This window comes from Aneurinibacillus aneurinilyticus ATCC 12856 (assembly GCF_000466385.1).
Classification (GTDB): Bacteria; Bacillota; Bacilli; order Aneurinibacillales; family Aneurinibacillaceae; genus Aneurinibacillus; species Aneurinibacillus aneurinilyticus.
In genome coordinates, this window is sequence record NZ_KE952748.1 from 353 (window position 1) to 21,458 (window position 21,106).

Below are 21,106 nucleotides of genomic sequence, written 5' to 3' on the forward strand. Positions count from 1 at the left end.
CCACGGGGGTTCGAATCCCTCTCCCTCCGCCATAAATAAAAATATGTGGCGGCCGTGGCGAAGTGGTTAACGCATCGGATTGTGGCTCCGACACTCGTGGGTTCGATTCCCATCGGTCGCCCCATAAAGGGCCCTTAGCTCAGTTGGTAGAGCGGTCGGCTCATAACCGATTGGTCGCAGGTTCGAGTCCTGCAGGGCCCACCATTTATGTATTGCAAAAGAAACCATGTTTTATTAGAGTGTGTCATTCTAATAAAACATGGTTTCTTTTTTGGTACAGTGTGAATGGCAATGATGTAAAAATACAAATTATGTACTCAACAGGTGTGTTATGTACTAAGAATAACACGAAAAAAAATGGGGAGCTTTTTCTTATTTACTATTAAGTGTAAGCGTATACAATGGAGGATAAGGAATCCATCATAAACACTGTAATTATAGAATAGAGGAGAAGATTATGGAAAACAACGCATATCCGCTAGAAGGAGAACAGGGATTGATGTATGCTTACATTATTGAAAATGGAGTACAACAAGTTACAGAAATACTGATACAATGGCTGGAAGCTAAAGAGTAGTAACTACGTATTATACAAATGAGAAAAAAGCCAGGTTTCCATGATGAAAATCCCGGCTTTTTTGTTTAGCAATTAACTATATTGTGGACGAAGCTGAGCGCGCTTGTTAACATGTGCATCTGCCCCGAGAGCTGCAATGGCTCCATCAGCTGCCGAAAGTACGGCCTGTTTAATCGGTGTGCGACGGGCATCTCCACCTGCGAATACGCCCGCAACACTCGTCTGCAGCCTATCATCTACATTGATGTATCCCTCAGCGTCACGTGCTACAGCGTCTTTCAAGAAGTCGGTACCGGGTTTCATTCCGGCAAGGTATAAGAATACACCATCAATCTCCCATGTTTCCAGTTCTTTTTGAGCGTTTTGTACGACCGCTTTTTCTACACTGTTCTCACCGATGATTTCTTTCACACGGTATTTTTTATATATTTTTACATTATCCTTTACTTCGAGTGTAGACAAATCAGCCTCGCCTTTTATAGTGCCTGTTGGAATTAGGAAACGTACTTCTTTACAAAACTTTGATAAGGCCTCCGCTTCATGCACGGCCTCTTCATTGTCTCCTGTTACAATAACTGTTCGATCCTGAAAGAAGGCGGCATCGCACGTAGAACAGTAGCTTACCCCACGACCTGTGAATTCTTCCTCTCCTTTAATTTTGCTTGAAGGTGCTTTTGCCCCTACAGCGATGAATACGCTTTTGGCTTTAATCGTTCCTTCAGCCACCTCAAGTTTTTTGATGTCTGGGTCAGAAAAATCGACGGAGAGAACTGGAGTACGAACGAAAGTAGCACCAAAATCATGTGCCTGTTCCTGCATGCGCTGAAGCAGCTCAAGACCTGTTAACTCTTCCCGTACCCCTGGATAGTTGGCGATTTTATGAGTAATAGCCAACGTACCCGCTGCTGGTGCTTTATCGATAACAAGTGTTTTTAGACGACCGCGTGCTGCATATACTGCTGCTGATGCTCCGGCAGGACCACCACCAATTGTAACCAGATCGTATACTTCGCTGAGAATGTTCTCATCAACAGAGCGGAAGATACCATCAGATGCTTCTTCGTTTTGTGCTTTTGTATCGGAAGGGGATACTTCCTCTTTCTTTGGTGCTTCAAAATCTTCCGGAAGATTCAACAGTTTCTTCATCTTGGCTTCTTGGAAACCAAGCACAAGTTTACCGTTAATATAGGTAGCAGGTGTTCCGAATATTTTTTTCTGTTGCAGTTCCTCAAAGTATTCATAGTTCTCCGACACATTACGTTCATCAAATTGTATGCCCCATGCATTTAGCTGTTCCTTTACTTTTTTGCAATAAGGACATCCTTGACTTGTATACACAATTACGTTGCTATCCATACTATCCGCCGCCTCCTGAAATATCTTTTTCTTTTACACGTATTTTTTAGTTGACTCAATGTTAGTTTCTTATTACCTTTTGTTATTAATTTGAAATCATTATAAATAACTTAACATTATTATATGAAGCATGCATCATTTTGTCAATCCTTTTGAGCAAAAGAAAAAATGAGGCAATTTTTTTTTCCTCATTCATACGATAGATTATTCTAAAATTTATCTTCTTCCGCTACACCTTTTGGTACACAAGCAACAACGGCGTGGTGTAAGCGTTCATCAAGAATGGAAATATGAAGCGGGTAAAAGGAGAAAGGAGCTTTTTCGTAAGCATACAATTTTTTGAGGTATTCTTCTGTTTCAGTGAATAGCTTATCTATATCAATACCGAGTTTTCCACTCCAAGTGTCTGTTGATTTAGCGAGCGCCGCCTTGAACAGGCGAACGGCGCCTTCTATGTTTTCATTGCGGAAATGATGCAGGCCAACAGCTATCTGTAGAAGGGCTTGCAGCAGGCGGTTTCGCCCTTCATTTAACCATAGTTCCTCCATTACCTCGTGACATTCGTAATAATCTTGTTCTACATTAAAGTAATATATATATTCAATGTACAATCGATGATACAAAGTGTCTGCCCCTTTCTTGTCCGTCTGATATCTGTACTATACATTTATGTACTCATGAGAAATAGCATTGCTTGATGACAAAGAGATAATCGAGACGTGGCTGAAATCCGACAGGAATAAGGTGTCCATGCTCCTTAATGTATGCATAAGGAATTGATTTGCGTCCGCCCCGGATGGACTTTTCCCAAAATTGTATGATATGTGAGGCGTCCAGCACATAGGTTTCGTCGTGGACGGTAAAGCGAATAATAGCAAATGCGATGCCTTTTTGTTTAACCACTAAGCACATATGGTCGATTTGATGCTCATGAAAGTTGCTGAGAGGCAAAGCTGTCTTATTGCGTGTTTCTTTTGCTTCAAAATCAAGATACCGACCCTCGAATACACCATTGTAATCAGTTGTTGATGGTTGCCGGAAATAAGCTTCACGGATGACGGCCGCCGAGCGGGAGGGATAATCGACTTTTACAATTTGAACAGGCGTTGGTTTCTTATGAACGGATGCGATAGCATGAGATACGTAATATGCGTTACTTTCATTCAATTCTTCTTCGAGTGACATGCCGCGATTTGCGGCGGAATCCTGTTTACCCTGAACGAGCGCAAGGAATTCTTCCGCTTTCATGCGCTCGGGAAATCCTGTTCCTTCTCTTTTTATTATCGGCAGTTTGCCATTAGGATAGCGAATGTTTCGCAATGCGCTCCCTCCTTCTGTATCTCTAGTATAATAACAAAAAGAAGAAAAAAGTTGTACTGGTGTAGTATCAGGAAAAAAGGAGGATAATTATAATGAGTATGGTAAAGAAACGGGTGTTCTCGTTAGAAAGATACCGGATGGAGTGCGGGCAAGAAATACCTATTACGATTGGCTTTGAAACGTATGGTCAGTTAAACGAAATAAAAAATAATGCGATACTTGTTTGCCATTTCTTCAGTGCAACCAGTCATGCGGCAGGAAAATACAGCACGAATGATATCGAGACGGGGTGGTGGGATGCATTAATCGGTCCTGGAAAAGCAATTGATACCGACCGCTATTTTGTTATATGCTCGGATACGCTATGTAATATCCAATTCAAAAATCCGAATGTTGTCACCACTGGACCAAGAAGTATAAATCCGCAGACAGGAAAGAGGTATGGCACTTCGTTTCCAGTCTTTACATATCGGGATATGGCAGGCATTCAACGGGAACTTGTGCGCTCACTTGGAATCGAAAAATTAGTTGCCGTGCTGGGGCCTTCCGCTGGAGGGATGCAGACAATGAACTGGGCGGTTCACTATCCTGACATGATGGAAGCATGTGCGGTCATCATAAGTGGTGCACAGACGCCTGTTCTGACTTCACTTGCATATCTACAGGCGGCGATTGATGCGATTGTGCTTGATCCGCAGTGGAAAGATGGCGCATACAACGAAGGAGAGGAGCCGGAGGCGGGCCTGCATCTGGCGCTCAGCCTCATGAATCTTGCCGCATACCAGTATAAGTGGTATGATGATTCATTTTCTCGTGATGCGAAGCGTGACGTTATTTCTCCATCGTATCAAAGCATTCCGCCATTTGTACAAAAGTTCAGAGGAGCTGTGTCTGAGCGTATGCTGCCTTATGATGCAAGTCACTACGTATACACGGCACGTGCGGCCATGATGCACGATATTAGCCGAGGATTCCCCTCATTAGAAGAGGCATTAGGAAAAATTCGGGCACGGGTGCTGATGATTCCATGCACTTCAGACTTATTGTTTCCGCCACAGTACAGCAGGCAGGCAGCAGATATAATCAACCGCAAAGGAGGACGCGCTTCGTATTATGAAATCGACAGTCCAAACGGCCATATGGCAGGGGTAGTAGACACCCATTTGTTTGCCGAACCGTTAGCCGCATTTTTAAGAGGGCAGGACATTACATGAGGAGGATTCTATGAACGAGCTTTTGAAATTAATCCAGACAAGACGAACGATTGGTAAAGTGATGGATGAGCCAGTGCCCCGTGAACATATAGAGGAGATACTTGAAGCAGGTAATTGGGCTCCTAGCCACTTCAATACCCAGCCGTGGAAATATTTCGTCATGATAGGCAACGGACGAAAAAAGCTTGGTGAAGCATATGCCAAAATTGCCTTGCTTGAGAAAGGCGAAGAATTGACGGAGGAAGAGCGTACAGCATTGTATGAGAAAAACGTAAAAAAAGCGTTTCGTGCGCCGCTCGTTATTGCGGTAGCTTGCCTGCCGCATGAGGAGGACTATGTCGTGAATACGGAAGAGTACGCTGCAGTCGCAGCCAGCATCCAGAATATGCTTCTCGCTTCGCATGCTCTAGGTTATGGTGCCATTTGGCGCACGGGAGCCCCGAGCTATCATCCGGTTATGAAAGAAACATTCGGCTTGGAAGGAAAGGACGGGATCGTCGGACTTGTCTACATTGGAAAAATGGACATGGTTCGCGAATCGCGGCGTATCCCTATAGATAAGAAAACAGAATGGATAGAGTAGAGTGAGGAATAGGGAGCAAGAACAGATTTTTTCTCCCCTGACTTGACGTTTTAGTCTCGATTAGAAGGAATTGGCTGTCTTGCTCCTTTGTTTGTACCACACTAGAATACTTTTTTTCGCTCCCGCTCTTCTTTAAGGATTTCAACCGCTTCCCGGAAGCGCTGGGAGTGAACGATTTCCCGTTCACGTAAAAAACTAAGCGAGTCTTTTAAATCCGTGTCATCTGTCATGTTAATTAACCATTGATATGTTGCTCTGGCTTTTTCCTCGGCAGCAATATCTTCATACAAATCCGCAATCGGATCGCCTTTTGCCTGTATATACGTCGCAGTCCAAGGTACGCCGGCTGCATTCCCGTAAAACAATGCTTTATCATGATTGGCATAATGTGCTCCCAACCCACACCTTTCCATCTCTTCTGCTGTTGCATCCTTTGTCAATTTGTACACCATCGTCGCGATCATCTCCAGATGGGCCAGTTCTTCTGTTCCAATATCGTTTAAGAGACCAATTACTTTATCTGGAACTGTATAGCGTTGGTTCAGGTAGCGCAGTGCCGCTGCCAGTTCTCCGTCCGCACCTCCGTACTGTTCTATTAAAAATTTGGCCATTCGCACATCGCACTTACTTACACGTACCGGATATTGTAGCTTCTTTTCGTAAATCCACAAAACGGGTGTCCTCCTTCATTTTTACATTATACCTGCCAGGGCCAGGGAGCTTTTCCCCATTGCCAGGGGGTAGGAGAGAAACTATACCCAAAGCTTGTAAGAGGTCCATACAGCGCTTCAAAATTTCTTTTCAATTGAATGCTTCGTTGTACACATTCGTTGTATTGAGCGATTGCCGCCTGATCGTTCGGGTGGGTGTTGAGGTAAAGATTCAGTTCGATTATTACAAAATCCACCTGTTGGATTTCAAGCAGAAGGTCATAGTAGTTATCGCCTGTCTTCTTCATTCGTCAGCCTCCCTTTTTCCATATTTATCTTTATATGGGCTTTGATAAGGGGCATATAGGGCAGGCCACAGGGTTCCTTGACGTAAGGCTTCGGACGGCGGGTATTGCGGAAGGCCATAAGGCTGAAATCCCAAGTAAAGCTGGGGAGGGGTCTCGTATGTTTTTTTTGTCATAGGAGGACAAGGATCATAGGGGCTTACGTACACACGATATTTCTTCCGGAATGTATGCATGTGTTCAGACTCCTTTCCATATGTTCAATCTTTCCTATAAATATGAATCTGGAACTGGATAAAGTACAGTTTTTAAAAAAAGGGACAAACGTCATCTTTCGACAAAAAATGTTCATGAATTTCATGGATAACGCTTTCAGTGTCGATTTTCCCTTGTGTTTTTACAGAAGTATGGTATAAATGAAAAGGCAGAAAACATACTTCGAGGATTCGAACATCCAAAATGAACATGATGGAGGAAGCGTATGCAGTATGCAATTATCGGTCTGCTTTTGCTTGGTATCGGGATTTTAATTTATTCTTTCTATAAAGAGAAGGACCAAACCGCTCAGTTGGAAGAAAAAGTTGAGAATTTGTCTATTCAAATTCTTAAAGAAATCCATCAAATCCAAGGTAAGCTAGGCATAAAAGGAAATCAAAAAGCTGGAGAAAATCGTCATGCGAAAGAAAAGCTAAAGGGGAAGAAGGAAGGTGCCTAGAATAACGAAACAAGGTTTGCGAGGATTCGCAGCCGGTATTTTGTTTTCCGTTGCGGTGCTTTCATTTGCTTACTATAACGAACTTCCAAATCAGGCGACTTCGGCCCAACCAGAAAGTGTACAGAAGAATGATCCGACAAGCCAACCGATTAAGGAAATTCAAATACCTCAGGCAGCCTCAGGTTCAGCGAATGCCGGTCAACCATCGCAAGCAAATCCGCCAGCACAACCTGAGAAGAAACTATATACATACCGTTTGGTCATAGAAAAGGGTATGAGTCCAGAAGAAGCATCTAAGAAGCTGCAAGAGGCGCATATTATTTCGGATCAAAGGTTACTGGTCAAATATTTAAACGATTTTAGCTTGATGGGTTCCGTGCGATATGGCACATATGATTTGAATAGTGATATGAAAATCCCGGAAATTGCACAAATAATAACAAAAGCAAAGGCAAAGTAAAAAAGAGGCGCACATACGGCTTATAGCCGTCGATGGCGCCTTATTTTTTTGGGAATAAGGCGCTATAAAGCAAGAAAGCGACATCTACTTTCTTCGGAGCGTATTACTTGAAAAATTATCCACGCATACGTTGCAGCATTGTTTATCACGCTATAAAAGGGTTCATATGAATCCGACACATGTACATGGGAGGAATTATACATGTCGCAACGTTTGCAGGATATTATGACTCGTCAGGTAGCTACAGTCCAACCGCACCAGTCACTTGAAGAAGCGGCTAAAATTATGAATGATTATAATGTGGGTGCCGTTCCTGTCGTAGAGAACGGACAATGCGTTGGAATGATTACGGATCGCGATATTGCCATTCGTGCTTCCGCGCAAAACCGTGATAGCCAAACACCAGTACGCAATGTGATGACTCATAATATCGTTACGGCTCCGGCACAGATGGATATTCATGAGGCAGCTGATCTTATGGCGAAACATCAAATTCGTCGTTTACCTGTAGTGGACAACAATCAAGTAGTCGGTATTGTTGCTCTGGGAGACCTGGCGGTACAGAATATTTACCAGAATGAAGCAGGCGCTGCTCTTTCTGATATCTCCCAAAATGATCCTGCTCAAGGATAAGCTGGAGCACAGGGATGGGGTAATGAAGCCTCCGCCCTGTGCTTTGCCATTTATTTTGTTCCAACGGTCATCGGTGGAGGATGAAGAATCCTACACGGATGGAAGGATTACTTTATTAGCTTCTATAATTTTCGCTGTTAGGAAGCAAACTATGTGCAGAGGTGACTTTTTATGCATAAACGGTTAAAGTTGTTTGTCGCCGCCTTGCTTGTTTTGACAATGGCTGGTGCGCTTGCCGCTTGCGGGTCACGTGCCGGTACCAATAATGGAGCAAAAACACAATCTGAAACATATCGCTTAAATCAATATAATACGAATGGTACGACAATGAACGACAATTTTGGTATTCGTCCATATGGCACCCAGCAGTATGGATTGAGACCTGATATGGCGTATATGTATCCTAAATCGAATATGATTCCTGGACGTTATAATACGTATGGTGTACATCCATATGCATCAAATCAACAGGATCAGAAAGCAGCGGAGCGTATTGCACAGCTTGCAGCCCATGTAAATGGAGTAACCCGTGCCACAGCGGTAGTGGATGGTCGAGATGCGGTTATCGGTATTGAAGGGGCTACGGCATCGAATATGAAAATGCTGGAACGCAATGTGCATGAAGCAGTCAAACGTGCCGAACCGGGTTATACTATCCATGTAACCGCCGACAAAACATTAACACAACGTATCCGTACGCTCAGCTCTCGTGTGAAGGGTGCAGGAGCACGTACGTTACAGACGGCTGGAGAGGATGTCCGTATGCTTATCCGCGACATTGGCCGTTCTGTTACTGCCCCATTCCGCTAATAAAAACAAGCCGAATAAAAGAGAGCGCCTCAAAACGAGGCATTCTCTTTTTCTTTTTTGCGGCAAAGAAACGTGATATAGTTAATTGTGTTTAAGATTAGGAAGAAGCGGAGGCAGTTTTACATATATGGCTAAGGCAGAACCACGAAAAACATTTGCAATTATCTCGCACCCAGATGCAGGTAAAACGACATTGACTGAGAAATTACTATACTTCGGTGGTGCGATTCATACGGCAGGCATGGTTAAGAGCCGTAAATCGAAACAGGCAACATCAGATTGGATGGAAATTGAGAAGCAACGCGGCATTTCTGTTACATCAAGCGTTATGCAGTTCTCTTATGACGGGTATGCGGTCAATATTTTGGATACGCCTGGACACCAGGACTTCAGCGAAGATACGTATCGTACGTTGACAGCGGCTGATAGTGCAGTTATGTTGATTGATGCGGCCAAAGGGGTAGAGCCGCAAACGATTAAGCTGTTCGAAGTATGTCGTATGCGGAAAATCCCGATTTTTACATTTATCAATAAGATGGATCGGGACGCGAAGGAACCACTGGCTCTTCTTGAAGAGCTGGAAGAAGTACTGGGCATCCGTTCTTGCCCGATGAGTTGGCCGATAGGCTCCGGCATAGACTTCCAAGGCATATACGATCGGGAGAAGCAGCATGTGGAGCTGTTTAGGCGCGGGGAAGAAGAACGTACGATCATTCCTTTGTTTCAGGATGAAGAGAACAACGAGAAAGTAAAATCAATTATTGGAGAGGCGTTGTATACGAAGCTTGAAGAGGATATTGAACTGCTGGACATTGCAGGAGATCCGTTCGATAAAGAGAAAATCGACAACGGCATGTTAACGCCTGTTTTCTTCGGGAGTGCACTGACGAATTTTGGAGTGGAATCGTTCCTGGAATATTTCCTGCGGTTGGCGCCTGCACCTGTTCCACGTATGAGTGATAAAGGAGAGGTATCTCCAGATAACAATAAATTCTCCGGCTTTATTTTTAAAATCCAGGCAAATATGAATCCGGCACATCGTGATCGGATTGCATTCTTGCGCATCGTATCAGGGACGTTTACGCGAGGTATGTCCGTTCAGCATGTCCGTACCGGCAAGCGTATCAAATTATCACAGCCCCAGCAATTTCTTGCTCAAGAGCGCAACATTGTAGAGAATGCATACCCGGGTGATATTATAGGTTTATTTGATCCTGGCACTTTTGGCATTGGGGATACGCTTGTTGAAGGGAATCAGACGTTTACTTTTGGGGGCATCCCGCACTTCTCGCCAGAAATTTTCGCCAGAGTACGCGCGAAAGATGCTATGAAGCACAAGCAGTTCCATAAGGGAATGCAGCAGTTGACGGAAGAAGGGGCTGTCCAATATTTCACCACGGCTGCTCCCGGCGCCGAGACGCTTATTCTTGGCGTCGTGGGCCAGTTGCAGCTTGAAGTATTCGAGCATCGGATGCGGGGCGAATATGGCGTAGAAGTTGAAGTGCAGCCGTTAGGCTATACGTTGGCCCGCTGGATAAAAGGGAACAAAAAAGAACATGAACTGAACTTAATCCAGTACGGAGGAAGCCTAACAGTACGTGATCGGGAAGGCAGACTGGTCGTACTGCTTGAGAATGAGTTCGCCGAACGTTGGGCAAAAGAAAAGAATCCGGATGTGGAATTTACCAGTACTTCGTACGAGTAACACATTCTTTTACAGAAATTTGCGGATGAGCGGTTTAATGCTATCGATCCCGATGGCAAAACCAAGCCCATGGTTGTCCCTGATAATAAAGGCATTCATGCCGACGGCTTCACCGTTCATGTTGATGAGCGGCCCGCCGCTGTTGCCGGGATTAATCGCAGCATCTGTCTGAATAATATCTTCATACTTCCGGCCGGCGATTTGTACCGGCCGGTTTTTTGCGCTAATAATGCCAGTCGTCACCGTATTTTCGAGTCCGAGAGGATTGCCAATAGAGATGACGAGTTCGCCGACCTGGGTCTCGGCAGAAGAGCCGAGAGGAAGTATGGGAAAAGCGCCGCGACTTGCGATATGGAGAAGGGCGAGATCGCGTGTCTGATCGCGCCAGACAACCTCTGCCTGCTTTATTTCTCCTGAAATTAATTTAACATGAATAACCTTTGCGTTATGGATAACATGTTCGCTCGTCAATACGTAACCGCGTGGATGAATGATGAACCCGGTTCCGAAGCTACGGCGTACCTCCTTACCTGGTACCTGAGAGTTAGGAAATAGAAATTGATGGAGGATTTTTGTCATTTTCCGATTTACGGCATAGTCTTCCGTCGTAATAGAAATAATAGCAGGTTTCGCTTTTTCTACGATGGGGACAAAGTAGTTGGCAGGATGCATATAGGAAGGCTGACGGAAAGTACGTATTACATGCGTGGTTTTTCGTTTCAATCGTTTTCCTCCTTCCTGTCTGAATAAAGAAGTATAGATGAATAAACATGACACTTAGTAGTAAACGTTATTTATATATACTAGTGTATGTAGTGGCTGGGACAATGTGAAGGCAATTATTTTCTTGCAATTCGTATAAAGCAGACAGCTTTTGTTTATGCTAGAAAATACCGGAAATTGAATGTCGATGAACATAAGGAGGTCTCAAAATGAACGACATGCCACTATCAATTCACACAGGACAAATTTTCAAACCCTACGCCTGGAAGGCGAATTTTGATATGGATTTTTCATCTGGGTGCATATACTGTGATTCAGATGCAAGCCTCAAGGGGTATGCGGTGGAGGATGAACAAGGCACTACCGCCAAAATAGCCATTTGTCCTTCATGTCAAAAAATTAACGCACGTTATTAAGATGGGTTAAAATTCCCTTTTCCTGAATACATATATTGCAATTGATACAACGGTGCCGTAACGGGAAAGGGGAAGAACAATGGAAAAACAGTGTAAACGTTGTAGCCATGTGATGCATTTATATTTACGTAAGCTTGTGTATATGAACCATACGCAAATTGAACATGTACCAATGTACCGATGCTGTTATTGTGAGCATCATGAGCTTGTAGAGCAAGTAAAAGAAGATTTAAAGCAGTGTTTACAATGTCTTCAGGTAGCGGGAGAACGAAGAGCGATTTCGTTTGCTGAGCATTCTGAATTTACTCGTATGATGCTGAAAGGATGCAAAGTTGAGACTTCGCTAGATGTGGACGAATGGCTAGATTTGTACCTTCTTGTGCAGTCGCTTGGGGATACGTTATGGCAGCATCAAATTATCGAGGCATTGCGGCGGACACAGCAATGAAATTGTGAATAAAGTTTTACAATTACTGAGAAATATGGGTGAATCGGATGAAGTGGCCTGTGGGGCTGGTAGACTTTTCCCGGCTGATTCTATTACAATAGAATCAAATTAGTGCAGGGGGGTACGCTCATATGGGAGGGCAGCAAATTGCAATTTTTGGGTTAATTGGTTCCATGGCGATTCCGCTCATTTTGTTAACCACAATGTTCATTGCATCGAAGAGAAAAAATCGTAAAGCATAAACGGACATAAAAAAGCCTCCAATCCATTCAATGGCTGGAGGTTTTGTGTACTGGATTTGTATTGTTCGTTTCACAAAATAAAGAACCCCTTTCTCACTCGATGAGAAAGGGGTCTTTCATTCTTTGACGTGAAATGTAACGTGAAATTAGAAATTCTGCATGGTAGACCATACATCAAGCTTTGTTCTTACGCGCTCGATTACATTGTCCGTAAACTCGCTTGTCGTAACGCTTCCGCCGAGATCGGCAGTGCGTACGCCCTGGCTTACCGCCTCAATCGTTGCTTCATAGATGGCGCGGGAAGCCATAGAGGATTTCTGATCATGGAAGTATGTGAGCAGGGAAGCAGATGCAAGAATCATGGCCATTGGATTAGCAATATTTTTACCTTGAAGCGCAGGAGCGGTACCGTGAGGCGCTTCTACCATAACAGCCTGTGTGTTGAATTCTTCATCGAATCCAAGCAGGACGGACTCTGCACCTGCAATGGAACCGAACATTTGCAATACCATATCGCTCAGGCAATCACCATCACGGTTCAATGCCGGAATAACCATTGCATCGCCTGCGGAGGACAGTAGCAGTGCGTAAGTAGCATCAATTAATTGCGGTTCGTATTTAACTGTCGGATAACGCTTGCTAGCAGCATCCATCTCTTCTTTCAACATACCTTCATATACTGGGCTTACTGTATATTTTGGGCCGCCGAATACTTTTGCATTCGTTTTCTGTGCGTGACGGAATGCGAACTCTGCAACTGCGCGGCATGTTTTGCGGTCTACTTTCTCTGTACGATAAGCGACTTCATCCACGCCTTCACCTTCGCGCCATTCTTTTGCACCATATGCATCGCCAACGGCCATGCGTACGACAGAAATTGGAGCATATGCACCGGCTACTGGACGAATACCGGGAATACGGCGACCTGTGCGAAGAATAACTTTCCCATCGATTTCCCGTCGAAGAATAGCGTTTGGGCTTCCCACGGAGCCTTTTTCTTCCGGCGTAATGGTCGCCGCTTTAAGGCCAAAGCCTGTCCGCTTCATAGCACGGGCTGCTTCGTGTACTACTTCATTATTCGTTTTTTTGCGGTTTTCAAGGCTTAAGTCATACGTTTCAAAATCAATTTCAAAGCCTATTACATCTGGCTGTAGCACACGCAATGCTTCATCAAGAAGCTCTTGTCCGGTCTGGTCACCTTGCATTACCACTACTGTTTTTTTCATGTCTGTAACCACCTCTTCTGAAATCTTACACATTCTACTTTTCAACCTCAACCTTCCTTATTATGCACGAATCTGTGAAATATCTCAATTGTTATTGACAGGATTTGTATGAAGAAACCCGGAAAATTTGGAGAAACTATAAAACATGTGAGCTGATTCTTTTCGGAGGATAAAAATATGGTACAAAAGATGCACATGGAACCGCTAACTGCAACAGAGCTAGTGCAATTGGAAGCACGAATGAGTCAGGAAGAAATGTTATGTGAAACATATATAAATGCTGCTTCCCATACAGTAACCACAGAGTTAAAAGAAGTATGTCGCCAGATGGCAGCACGACATCAGAAAAATTATCAGTTTCTTTGTCAGATGCTCAATCAGCATCAGCATCCACCACAGGGAGTTCAATAGGAAGGAGCCTAAACGATGCCAGTGACAGATAAGCAAATCGCAACAGAATTGTTGGCATACGAAAAAATGATGGTAACTGCTTATGCGCAAACCATCTCGGAGACCAGTTGTCCGGAGCTTCGACAGGGCTTCCAGCAATTGCTGAGCCATTCAATTCAAAACGTGGCAGAGATTGGTCAAGTAATGACGGCCAGCGGATGGACGGCCCCACGTTATGCGCTGCCGGATGAAGTGATTCAAGTAGCTGAACAAGCTACCCAGACCAACCAAAATTTGCAACAAGCAGTGACTGCCTGGCAGGCTGCAGAGGCGTCGGCAATGAAGATAGAAGCAGAACGATCAGCTGGACAGTAGGGTAATTGGCTGTCGGTATTTTCCTTCCTTAAACATGCTATGATCCGAACAAAGAGCGCACAAGCGGTTGGCTGTATGGTAAGTGTGATATGATAGAAAAGAAAAGCCAGTCGAGTAAAGGAGGAAAAGACATGAAGGAGCTAACGACAGTAGAGGAATTAGACCGATTCTTGCAAGAAAATCCGGAAGCGGTTCTATTAAAGCATAGTACGACTTGCCCCATCAGCAGTCAGGCGTATGATGAGTTCATGAAGTATGCAAAGCAGGAGGGCATTAAACCGTGGGCGCTTGTCATCGTACAGACGGCACGCCCTGTGTCCAACGAAATCGCAGAACGTTTCGGTGTGAAGCACGAATCTCCGCAGGTGCTTTATGTTAAGAACGACAGTGTTGCATGGCATACCTCACACTGGAATATTACAGAGAAGAATTTAAAGGAATCTATTGCGTAAGAACGGAGGAAGAAGACAGGCGTTTCGTGCTGATATGCAACAAAAAGGGTGTAGGAAAACACGTTTCCTTACACCCTTTTTATAGTTTTACGCCCTCATTTTGACGTGTATATCAGAGTTAAAGGGGAACGGGATAGGCATCTGTGTTTATTGCCACTCAAATTCCAACACATCTCCTGTTTTGATCGGATCCTGAAAGGAGGCCGGATTTCCATTAATCGTAATCACAAGCTTTTTTCCCGGTTCGGTAGCATGCAGATTGTCACTTACGTAGCGGAATACGTCACTGAATACAGGTTCGTCTTTCAAGCGAACGTTTACGGCGATTGATGCATGTGCACGGATGGGATCGGTAAGCAGGGCACGTTCACCATCCACATAAACTTCCATCTCGCTGGAAGGGATTTTAATTTTTTGGCCGTTAAATGTAACAAGCGTATGTATTTCAGTTTGTTCTGTAATTGGCAGCACATCCCTGATCGAAGGCAGAAGCACGGCTTGCACCTGATAGCTGATTACATCGTTTTTCTTCACTTTATTTTCCAGTTGCGCTTCTTGCCCGTTGATTGTAAATAGGTAGCTCGAATATTCATACTGTGCAGCTTGTCCGTTCACAGTATAAAGAAGCTGCTGCTTCTCCATATCGGAAGTGTATACTTCTGCTTCCATCAGCACTTCACGCAATGTAGCCGGAAGACGAATCTCTATCTCATCGCGGTCTGTAAGCGAGGTATCCCAGTTTGCCTCCTGTCCGTTAATAAGCACGAGAGGAGATAGCGACAATGGGGATTCATTCAATCGTACATCCAGTGTATCTATATTCTCATTTTCTACAATCTGGATTGGCGTGGTGGAAGCAGGAGCACCGTCTCGTCCAGGTGTAAAGCTTAGACGATCCTCTTCTTGCACAGGCGTATCCAGTGCAACCGGCTCACCGTTTAGCAAGAGAATAGGAGCAGTGCCATGCTCGCCCGGTATAATTTTCATTCTTCCATTTATATGAACGGTCATCGCCAGTCCGGGACGACCATGTAATCGCTTGATATCCACTCCAGCATATAATAGTACGTCTCCTACAGTTATTTGCTTTAAATCAAAAATACGTAAGGGCTCCTCATTTAGATACACAGTTAAATATTTAATCGGATGTTTTTCTGCGGCTACCGCAATACCGAGCGGTGTAACGAATTCAGGTCCGTTCAAATCGATTTTTTCTGTAAATGATTGGATAGCGTCGGCTCCGCGAACGGCTACACGTGCCTGAGGCAGACGAAGGCGTTCTGCAACCTTTTCAGGCAGGCGTGGTGTTAAACTTCCGCCGCCGATAAGCATGACTGCCTGCGGTGGTCGGCTATTCAATTCCATAATACGTTCACTGATTAAATCTGCCAGATTATCGAGGTCAGGTTCGATTTGCCCGATGATTTCGTCACGGGAATAGGTAGATTCCATACCGAGAATGTCGGAAAACGTCACTTCTTCCTGTGTTGCCAGCTTACGCTTCACTTCTTCAGCCACAGTAAAATCGAGTAGATAGGCCTGACTGAGTGAATCTGTAATCTCGTCTCCAGCGGTTGGCACCATACCATACGCTGTCACAGTTCCTTCCCCTGTAATAGCGATGTCAGACGTACCCGCCCCGATATCGACCAACGCGACATTTAGGCGACGCATTGTTGAAGGTACAAGAACGTTAATAGCAGCGATGGGTTCCAGAGTAAGTGCGCGCATCTCCAAGCCGGCACGTTTCAGGGCGGCGATGAGAGAATCGACGACCATGCGAGGCAGGAATGTAGCAATCACTTCTACCCGTGCTTCGCTTCCGCGTTGTTCCACTAGGCTACCAATTATTTCACCATCCAAATAATAATTAACGATGCTGTAACCTACGCAATAATATTGGTTAAAATCATTTGCTTTATGTTCTTCGGCCAGAATGTGCTGTGCTTTTTGGACAGCTGTCAATTCAAGCGCGATAATGTCATTGTGCGTAAGCTGGCCCAATCCGGAAATATCCTGTGCCACATCAATGCGCTGTGTATGAAGGGAGCGGCCGGCCGCTGCCACAGCTACATTCGTAAGCGTAACGTTCAGCTTATCTTCAAGCCGTTGCTTCACACGGGTAATAACATCGGCTACTGCCATCACGTCGTGGATTTGACCATCCAGCATAGAACGTTCCTCATGTTCTTCGCGTTCATAGCCAAGCACGGCGAACTTCCCTCCCGGAACGGGTGCCGCCAGCAGACCAACTACACTGCGTGTCCCTATGTCTAGCGCGAAGATGTGATTGTTATTTTCTATATACATACATTGCAACTCCTCCAAGTGAAAAACGTATCCCTTTTTTAGATAGTGAGGGAATATGTAAGGTATTCGCTTTAGGGAAAGAAATTCCTTTTTTGCGATTTTCATAGAAAGGCTGACAAAGAAAAAAGAATAAGTTATAATACAGGTTAAATATTTTTTTGAAAATTATCTGAAAAAGTACAAGAGGTGGAGAGAAGATGAGCAACGAAAAGTTAGAGCAGCTTCGTAGCGATTTGGATGCGGTCAACCTGCAGCTTTTGGAGCTGATTAACAGACGAGCTGAGTTGGTGCAGGAAATTGGAAAGGTGAAGCTTAAGCAAGGGATTAATCGCTTCGATCCTGAGCGGGAACGTCAAATGCTGAACCTGATTGTGGAGAATAATAAAGGTCCCTTCAAGGATAGCGCCATTCAGCATCTATTTAAACAAATCTTCAAGGCCTCTCTTGATCTGCAGAAAGACGAAACGCAAAAAGCGTTGCTCGTAAGCCGTAAAAAGCAAAAAGATAATACGGTCGTTACACTTGGACCAGTAGAGGTTGGCGGTGGAGAGCCTGTTCTTGTATCTGGACCTTGCTCGGTAGAATCGTATGAACAAGTGCGTCAGATAGGAGAAACGCTCAAAGCAAATGGCCTTACGCTATTGCGTGGCGGTGCATTCAAACCGAGAACATCTCCGTATGATTTCCAGGGTCTTGGTGAGGAAGGTTTGAAGATTCTGCGTCAGGTTGCAGATGAGTTCGGTCTTAAAGTAGTAAGTGAAATCGTAACGCCAACTGATATTGAGATGGCCACCCAATATGTGGACGTAATTCAAATCGGTGCACGCAATATGCAGAACTTCGAGCTTCTTAAAGCTGCTGGACGTGTGAATACACCAGTGCTGTTGAAGCGGGGATTGTCTGCGACGATTGAGGAATTCATTCATGCTGCTGAGTATATCGTATCTGGTGGAAATAGCCAGGTTATGCTGTGTGAGCGCGGTATTCGCACATATGAAAAAGCAACACGCAATACTCTCGACATCTCTGCTGTTCCGATTTTGAAGCAGGAGACGCATTTACCGGTATTCGTTGATGTAACGCATTCTACGGGGCGTCGTGATATTCTGCTGCCAACTGCGAAAGCGGCTTTGGCTGTCGGTGCAGACGGTGTTATGATTGAAGTGCATCCAGACCCGGACGTGGCACTCTCTGATGCCAAACAACAAATTAACATTCCGCAATTTAATGAATTTGTAGCCAAGCTTCGTGAATCCGGCCTCTATAAAGAAAGCGCGCCGGTATTATAATAATTAATAAAAGATCACCGGTAAATCCCGGTGATCTTTTTGTGTTTCTTTGTATCTACTACATAAAAAATAAGTGGCATGCACAACCTAGAATTATTAATCTTTATGGGAAACAAGGTGACGTATATGCCGCGACAGTATAAGCAGACACGTTTGCTCTTCACCGCGCTTCTCGCGGTATTGTTTGCCGCCACGGGGTGCGGAGGGCAGAAAATCCAAAGCGAACAAAGCAAGACTCCGATTGAAGGGCCGATGTCATTCGAACATAAGCAGCCGAACGTAACACAGACACAGCGTCAGGAGCTGCTGAGCGCTATTTGGGAAGCTGAACAAAAAGTACAGCATGCTACACAACGCATAAAAATCTCATATATCAAAAATCAACCGGTTCATACGTATATGGATTTTACGAGTAAAAAGCAGCTGCATGACTATTATGACCAAAACTGGAGCGAACAACTGGCTACGCAACTCACATATGAAACGATTGATTTGAATTATTCTATGCCGGATCAAAAACTTGCCGTGAATCCGACTTTTCGTCAGATTAGCCCCCTATCCATGAAACTTCCACAAACGCGTATAACATCATACTACAAAAATACTGCGATTGTAGAATATCTGGGCACAGTAGAAACAGGTCAGAAATATCGAATTCAATATACGCTAATGAAAAACAATGAAAACGATCGCTGGATTGTCGCTCATAAAGCGATTAGCCAAGGTGGTATAGGGCCATATAGCGGTAATAAAAAAGAGCGGTAGAAGCGTTCAGACAAGCCTGTTACAATAATTTAGGTTTGTCTGTTTCTATTTTTACTAAATAATATGTGAATCCGATTGCATACGAAGGTAATTTATAATATGATAAGTGAAAAATTATGAAAATGAATGAAAACTCATTGTTTACATTACAGCAAACTATAACAGTAGGAGGAATTACGATTGCCAGTTACAATTTATGATGTGGCAAGGGAGGCGGGGGTTTCAATGGCAACCGTTTCTCGTGTCGTGAACGGAAACCCGAATGTAAAACCTTCCACAAGGAAAAAAGTGCTTGCGGCGATTGAACAGCTTGGATATCGTCCGAATGCGGTGGCACGCGGCCTGGCTAGCAAGCGTACGACTACGGTCGGAGTGGTCATTCCCGATATCGCAAGTCCATTTTTCGCTGAGTTAGCGCGTGGGATTGATGATATCGCTAGCATGTATAAATATAACATTATTTTATGTGATTCGGATGAACGGATCGAGCGTGAACTGCATTTGACGAACACGTTGCTAGAGAAGCAGGTAGACGGGATCGTATTCATGGGCCGGGAGATTACCGAGAACCATATGCAAGTATTTACGACAGCTTCTGTTCCGATCGTTTTAGCGGGAACAAAAGATCCGACAGGGCAATTACCGTCTGTCGATATTAGCCACTATGAAGCCGGATATGATGCGACGAAACATCTGATTGAAAAAGGGCACAAACGCGTTGCAATGGTAACGGGTCCACTTATCGATCCGCTGGCAGGTATGCGCCGTTTTGAAGGGTATAAGAAGGCATTGGACGAAGCGGGATTAACCTTTAAGGATAGCTATGTGTATAACGGCAATTTCCGTTATGAGTCCGGTCTGGATGCAGTAGAGCAATTCATGTCGCTGGTGGAACAGCCGACAGCGATTTTTGCGGCCAGTGATGAGATGGCGGTTGGTGTTATTCATGGTATTCAAGACCGTGGTCTTCGTGTACCTGAAGATGTAGATGTAATCGGATTCGATAACATTCGTCTTGCAGAAATGGTTCGTCCACGTCTGACAACTGTAGTTCAACCAATGTATGATATTGGGGCAGTGGCCATGCGCTTGCTGACCAAGTATATGAACAATGAGAAGGTGGAGAATCATATTGTCATTCTTCCCCACCGTATCGAAGAACGGCAGTCAACTAAAAGCAATGCAGGTTTTGACGGAGAAAAAGAAGCGGAGTAAGGGGAGAAGGTATGAGAATCGGAATCATCGGAGCGATGGATGAAGAAATCGCGTTGTATAAAGAAGGAATGGAGCTTATACATGAATCGCGCAAGGCTGGAATCACATATTATGAGGGACGATGGGAAGACAGAGAGGTCGTGCTGTGTAAATGTGGCGTCGGCAAAGTGAACGCTAGTGTTTGCACACAAATTCTTGTTGACACCTTTCAAGTAGGTGCGGTAATTTTTACGGGTGTAGCGGGTGCGCTTCATCCGGAGCTGGAAATTGGCGATATTGTTGTGTCTACGGATTGTCAACACCATGATATGGACGTGACGGCGCTTGGCTTTCCACGTGGCGTGATTCCTTTTACCGATATTTCAATTTTCCGCGCTGATAAACAACTGATAGACGCAGCTGTGAAAGCGAGCGAGCACGCAGCAGAAGGAAAAACGATGACCGGCCGTATTCTTTCCGGTGACCAATTTATTGCAAGCCGTGATACAGTACGGGAGCTGCATGAGACGATGGCAGGGATGTGTACGGAGATGGAGGGAGCAGCTGTTGCTCAGGTATGTGTCATGAATGAAATTCCATTTGTTGTCATTCGTTCTATGTCGGACAAGGCAGACGGATCAGCGCATGTGAATTTTCCTGAGTTTACAAAGCTGGCTTCACAACGTTCATATGAAATCGTAAGCAACATGCTATTGCATTTGTAATAAGGGTCCGTTTTTTGAAAAGAAAAGCTGAAAGCGCCTGATGAGTCAGGTGCTTTTTATTTTGCTGATGTTTATGGAATCAATATCACGCCTATTGGTTATCCATAAGGTGGAAGAAAGAAGGTTCACGCCGTACGCGTCACTCTTTTCTATTCATCTATGGATACCAAGGGTGTTTTGATTGTTCAGAGAGGAAAAGGCCACCACAACAGGACACAAACAA

The 21,106-nt window shown here is 44.5% G+C and carries 26 protein-coding genes and 3 tRNA genes (1 of these 29 only partly in view); 20 read left to right on the plus strand and 9 right to left on the minus strand.

Going from position 1 to position 21,106, the window contains the following annotated elements; genetic code table 11:
* The 3 genes from HMPREF0083_RS28995 to HMPREF0083_RS08100 form a co-directional block, all read left to right on the plus strand.
* Positions 1–32 (plus strand) — tRNA-Trp (locus tag HMPREF0083_RS28995) (it extends 158 nt beyond the left edge of the window).
* A 16-nt stretch (positions 33–48) separates the two neighbouring features.
* Positions 49–124, plus strand: a tRNA-His gene (locus HMPREF0083_RS08095).
* Between the two features lie 4 nt (positions 125–128).
* Positions 129–204: transfer RNA gene (locus HMPREF0083_RS08100), tRNA-Ile, on the plus strand.
* 445 nt (positions 205–649) lie between these two features.
* On the opposite strand, the gene HMPREF0083_RS08105 is transcribed toward HMPREF0083_RS08100, so the two are convergent.
* The 3 genes from HMPREF0083_RS08105 to recU form a co-directional block, all read right to left on the minus strand.
* Complete coding sequence (locus HMPREF0083_RS08105) at positions 650–1,933, minus strand: FAD-dependent oxidoreductase (protein ID WP_021620722.1); 1,284 nt, start codon at positions 1,931–1,933, stop codon at positions 650–652.
* A 209-nt stretch (positions 1,934–2,142) separates the two neighbouring features.
* Complete coding sequence (locus HMPREF0083_RS08115) at positions 2,143–2,556, minus strand: DUF309 domain-containing protein (protein WP_040302021.1); 414 nt, start codon at positions 2,554–2,556, stop codon at positions 2,143–2,145.
* A 52-nt stretch (positions 2,557–2,608) separates the two neighbouring features.
* Positions 2,609–3,244 (minus strand): Holliday junction resolvase RecU, encoded by a 636-nt coding sequence (gene recU, locus HMPREF0083_RS08120; protein WP_040302043.1) that lies wholly within the window; start codon positions 3,242–3,244, stop codon positions 2,609–2,611.
* 101 nt (positions 3,245–3,345) lie between these two features.
* Between recU and HMPREF0083_RS08125 the strand changes: the two genes are divergently transcribed.
* Both HMPREF0083_RS08125 and HMPREF0083_RS08130 read left to right on the plus strand, forming a co-directional pair.
* Positions 3,346–4,467 (plus strand): alpha/beta fold hydrolase, encoded by a 1,122-nt coding sequence (locus HMPREF0083_RS08125; protein WP_021620725.1) that lies wholly within the window; start codon positions 3,346–3,348, stop codon positions 4,465–4,467.
* A 10-nt stretch (positions 4,468–4,477) separates the two neighbouring features.
* Positions 4,478–5,050: a nitroreductase family protein gene (locus HMPREF0083_RS08130; RefSeq protein WP_021620726.1), complete on the plus strand. Its 573-nt coding sequence runs from the start codon at positions 4,478–4,480 to the stop codon at positions 5,048–5,050.
* Between the two features lie 101 nt (positions 5,051–5,151).
* On the opposite strand, the gene HMPREF0083_RS08135 is transcribed toward HMPREF0083_RS08130, so the two are convergent.
* The 3 genes from HMPREF0083_RS08135 to HMPREF0083_RS08145 are packed head-to-tail and all read right to left on the minus strand — an operon-like array spanning position 5,152 to position 6,241.
* Positions 5,152–5,721 carry a manganese catalase family protein gene (locus HMPREF0083_RS08135; protein WP_040302023.1) on the minus strand — a complete coding sequence of 190 codons (570 nt, stop codon included), beginning with the start codon at positions 5,719–5,721 and terminating at the stop codon, positions 5,152–5,154.
* A 26-nt stretch (positions 5,722–5,747) separates the two neighbouring features.
* Complete coding sequence (locus tag HMPREF0083_RS08140; protein WP_021620728.1) at positions 5,748–6,008, minus strand: spore coat protein CotJB; 261 nt, start codon at positions 6,006–6,008, stop codon at positions 5,748–5,750.
* Positions 6,005–6,241: a spore coat associated protein CotJA gene (locus HMPREF0083_RS08145; RefSeq protein ID WP_040302025.1), complete on the minus strand. Its 237-nt coding sequence runs from the start codon at positions 6,239–6,241 to the stop codon at positions 6,005–6,007. Before HMPREF0083_RS08145 ends, HMPREF0083_RS08140 begins: the two co-directional genes overlap by 4 nt.
* A 245-nt stretch (positions 6,242–6,486) precedes the next feature.
* Here HMPREF0083_RS08145 and HMPREF0083_RS08150 point away from each other — a divergent pair, with 245 nt between their 5' ends.
* The 5 genes from HMPREF0083_RS08150 (at position 6,487) to HMPREF0083_RS08170 (ending at position 10,328) form a co-directional block, all read left to right on the plus strand.
* Entirely contained in the window at positions 6,487–6,720 is a 234-nt protein-coding gene (locus HMPREF0083_RS08150) for a hypothetical protein (protein ID WP_021620731.1), read from the plus strand.
* A complete protein-coding gene (locus HMPREF0083_RS26285) occupies positions 6,713–7,180 on the plus strand; it encodes a hypothetical protein (protein WP_021620732.1) in 468 nt (155 codons plus the stop codon). The genes HMPREF0083_RS08150 and HMPREF0083_RS26285 overlap by 8 nt, the downstream gene beginning before the upstream one ends.
* Before the next feature lie 201 nt (positions 7,181–7,381).
* Positions 7,382–7,813, plus strand: coding sequence for a CBS domain-containing protein (locus tag HMPREF0083_RS08160; RefSeq protein ID WP_021620733.1), 432 nt, complete (start codon positions 7,382–7,384; stop codon positions 7,811–7,813).
* 171 nt (positions 7,814–7,984) lie between these two features.
* Positions 7,985–8,623, plus strand: coding sequence for a YhcN/YlaJ family sporulation lipoprotein (locus tag HMPREF0083_RS08165; protein WP_021620735.1), 639 nt, complete (start codon positions 7,985–7,987; stop codon positions 8,621–8,623).
* Between the two features lie 127 nt (positions 8,624–8,750).
* On the plus strand, positions 8,751–10,328 hold the full coding sequence (locus HMPREF0083_RS08170) for a peptide chain release factor 3 (protein ID WP_021620736.1): 1,578 nt from the start codon (positions 8,751–8,753) through the stop codon (positions 10,326–10,328).
* Between the two features lie 9 nt (positions 10,329–10,337).
* On the opposite strand, the gene HMPREF0083_RS08175 is transcribed toward HMPREF0083_RS08170, so the two are convergent.
* Positions 10,338–11,051 carry a S1C family serine protease gene (locus HMPREF0083_RS08175; protein ID WP_040302027.1) on the minus strand — a complete coding sequence of 238 codons (714 nt, stop codon included), beginning with the start codon at positions 11,049–11,051 and terminating at the stop codon, positions 10,338–10,340.
* A 209-nt stretch (positions 11,052–11,260) separates the two neighbouring features.
* Here HMPREF0083_RS08175 and HMPREF0083_RS08180 point away from each other — a divergent pair, with 209 nt between their 5' ends.
* The 3 genes from HMPREF0083_RS08180 (at position 11,261) to HMPREF0083_RS29720 (ending at position 12,157) form a co-directional block, all read left to right on the plus strand.
* Positions 11,261–11,467 (plus strand): hypothetical protein, encoded by a 207-nt coding sequence (locus tag HMPREF0083_RS08180; RefSeq protein ID WP_021620738.1) that lies wholly within the window; start codon positions 11,261–11,263, stop codon positions 11,465–11,467.
* Positions 11,468–11,546: 79 nt separating this feature from the next.
* The gene (locus HMPREF0083_RS08185) at positions 11,547–11,915 is read left to right on the plus strand and encodes a hypothetical protein (RefSeq protein ID WP_040302029.1); all 369 of its coding nucleotides are present in this window, start codon (positions 11,547–11,549) and stop codon (positions 11,913–11,915) included.
* 131 nt (positions 11,916–12,046) lie between these two features.
* On the plus strand, positions 12,047–12,157 hold the full coding sequence (locus HMPREF0083_RS29720; RefSeq protein WP_167331551.1) for a DUF5321 domain-containing protein: 111 nt from the start codon (positions 12,047–12,049) through the stop codon (positions 12,155–12,157).
* Between the two features lie 146 nt (positions 12,158–12,303).
* Here the strand turns inward: HMPREF0083_RS29720 and HMPREF0083_RS08190 are convergent, their stop codons facing one another.
* The gene (locus HMPREF0083_RS08190) at positions 12,304–13,383 is read right to left on the minus strand and encodes an isocitrate/isopropylmalate family dehydrogenase (RefSeq protein WP_040302031.1); all 1,080 of its coding nucleotides are present in this window, start codon (positions 13,381–13,383) and stop codon (positions 12,304–12,306) included.
* Between the two features lie 177 nt (positions 13,384–13,560).
* Between HMPREF0083_RS08190 and HMPREF0083_RS08195 the strand changes: the two genes are divergently transcribed.
* From HMPREF0083_RS08195 to ytxJ, 3 genes are all read left to right on the plus strand, one after another.
* Positions 13,561–13,794, plus strand: coding sequence for a hypothetical protein (locus HMPREF0083_RS08195; protein ID WP_021620741.1), 234 nt, complete (start codon positions 13,561–13,563; stop codon positions 13,792–13,794).
* 15 nt (positions 13,795–13,809) lie between these two features.
* Complete coding sequence (locus HMPREF0083_RS08200) at positions 13,810–14,148, plus strand: spore coat protein (RefSeq protein ID WP_021620742.1); 339 nt, start codon at positions 13,810–13,812, stop codon at positions 14,146–14,148.
* 131 nt (positions 14,149–14,279) lie between these two features.
* Positions 14,280–14,600, plus strand: coding sequence for a bacillithiol system redox-active protein YtxJ (gene ytxJ, locus HMPREF0083_RS08205; RefSeq protein ID WP_040302033.1), 321 nt, complete (start codon positions 14,280–14,282; stop codon positions 14,598–14,600).
* Between the two features lie 147 nt (positions 14,601–14,747).
* On the opposite strand, the gene HMPREF0083_RS08210 is transcribed toward ytxJ, so the two are convergent.
* The gene (locus HMPREF0083_RS08210; RefSeq protein ID WP_040302035.1) at positions 14,748–16,910 is read right to left on the minus strand and encodes a cell division protein FtsA; all 2,163 of its coding nucleotides are present in this window, start codon (positions 16,908–16,910) and stop codon (positions 14,748–14,750) included.
* 197 nt (positions 16,911–17,107) lie between these two features.
* On the opposite strand from HMPREF0083_RS08210, the gene HMPREF0083_RS08215 reads away from it, so the two are divergent.
* From HMPREF0083_RS08215 to HMPREF0083_RS08230, 4 genes are all read left to right on the plus strand, one after another.
* A complete protein-coding gene (locus tag HMPREF0083_RS08215; RefSeq protein WP_021620745.1) occupies positions 17,108–18,199 on the plus strand; it encodes a bifunctional 3-deoxy-7-phosphoheptulonate synthase/chorismate mutase in 1,092 nt (363 codons plus the stop codon).
* A gap of 126 nt (positions 18,200–18,325) precedes the next feature.
* Positions 18,326–18,964 carry a hypothetical protein gene (locus tag HMPREF0083_RS08220; RefSeq protein WP_040302037.1) on the plus strand — a complete coding sequence of 213 codons (639 nt, stop codon included), beginning with the start codon at positions 18,326–18,328 and terminating at the stop codon, positions 18,962–18,964.
* 180 nt (positions 18,965–19,144) lie between these two features.
* Complete coding sequence (gene ccpA / locus HMPREF0083_RS08225; RefSeq protein WP_051354584.1) at positions 19,145–20,179, plus strand: catabolite control protein A; 1,035 nt, start codon at positions 19,145–19,147, stop codon at positions 20,177–20,179.
* 11 nt (positions 20,180–20,190) lie between these two features.
* Positions 20,191–20,883, plus strand: coding sequence for a 5'-methylthioadenosine/adenosylhomocysteine nucleosidase (locus tag HMPREF0083_RS08230; protein ID WP_021620748.1), 693 nt, complete (start codon positions 20,191–20,193; stop codon positions 20,881–20,883).
* Positions 20,884–21,106 lie beyond the last annotated feature (223 nt).

Coding starts and splice junctions, on each gene's coding strand:
- HMPREF0083_RS08125 (WP_021620725.1), top strand. CDS start 3,346: ATGAGTATGGTAAAGAAACGGGTGTTCTCGTTAGAAAGATACCGGATG.
- HMPREF0083_RS08180 (WP_021620738.1), top strand. CDS start 11,261: ATGAACGACATGCCACTATCAATTCACACAGGACAAATTTTCAAACCC.
- HMPREF0083_RS08145 (WP_040302025.1), bottom strand. CDS start 6,241: ATGCATACATTCCGGAAGAAATATCGTGTGTACGTAAGCCCCTATGAT.
- HMPREF0083_RS08165 (WP_021620735.1), top strand. CDS start 7,985: ATGCATAAACGGTTAAAGTTGTTTGTCGCCGCCTTGCTTGTTTTGACA.
- HMPREF0083_RS08210 (WP_040302035.1), bottom strand. CDS start 16,910: ATGTATATAGAAAATAACAATCACATCTTCGCGCTAGACATAGGGACA.
- ytxJ (WP_040302033.1), top strand. CDS start 14,280: ATGAAGGAGCTAACGACAGTAGAGGAATTAGACCGATTCTTGCAAGAA.
- HMPREF0083_RS08215 (WP_021620745.1), top strand. CDS start 17,108: ATGAGCAACGAAAAGTTAGAGCAGCTTCGTAGCGATTTGGATGCGGTC.
- HMPREF0083_RS08185 (WP_040302029.1), top strand. CDS start 11,547: ATGGAAAAACAGTGTAAACGTTGTAGCCATGTGATGCATTTATATTTA.
- HMPREF0083_RS08130 (WP_021620726.1), top strand. CDS start 4,478: ATGAACGAGCTTTTGAAATTAATCCAGACAAGACGAACGATTGGTAAA.
- HMPREF0083_RS08200 (WP_021620742.1), top strand. CDS start 13,810: ATGCCAGTGACAGATAAGCAAATCGCAACAGAATTGTTGGCATACGAA.
- HMPREF0083_RS29720 (WP_167331551.1), top strand. CDS start 12,047: ATGGGAGGGCAGCAAATTGCAATTTTTGGGTTAATTGGTTCCATGGCG.
- HMPREF0083_RS08230 (WP_021620748.1), top strand. CDS start 20,191: ATGAGAATCGGAATCATCGGAGCGATGGATGAAGAAATCGCGTTGTAT.
- HMPREF0083_RS08195 (WP_021620741.1), top strand. CDS start 13,561: ATGGTACAAAAGATGCACATGGAACCGCTAACTGCAACAGAGCTAGTG.
- HMPREF0083_RS08160 (WP_021620733.1), top strand. CDS start 7,382: ATGTCGCAACGTTTGCAGGATATTATGACTCGTCAGGTAGCTACAGTC.
- HMPREF0083_RS08105 (WP_021620722.1), bottom strand. CDS start 1,933: ATGGATAGCAACGTAATTGTGTATACAAGTCAAGGATGTCCTTATTGC.
- HMPREF0083_RS08190 (WP_040302031.1), bottom strand. CDS start 13,383: ATGAAAAAAACAGTAGTGGTAATGCAAGGTGACCAGACCGGACAAGAG.
- HMPREF0083_RS08150 (WP_021620731.1), top strand. CDS start 6,487: ATGCAGTATGCAATTATCGGTCTGCTTTTGCTTGGTATCGGGATTTTA.
- HMPREF0083_RS08220 (WP_040302037.1), top strand. CDS start 18,326: ATGCCGCGACAGTATAAGCAGACACGTTTGCTCTTCACCGCGCTTCTC.
- HMPREF0083_RS08140 (WP_021620728.1), bottom strand. CDS start 6,008: ATGAAGAAGACAGGCGATAACTACTATGACCTTCTGCTTGAAATCCAA.
- HMPREF0083_RS08170 (WP_021620736.1), top strand. CDS start 8,751: ATGGCTAAGGCAGAACCACGAAAAACATTTGCAATTATCTCGCACCCA.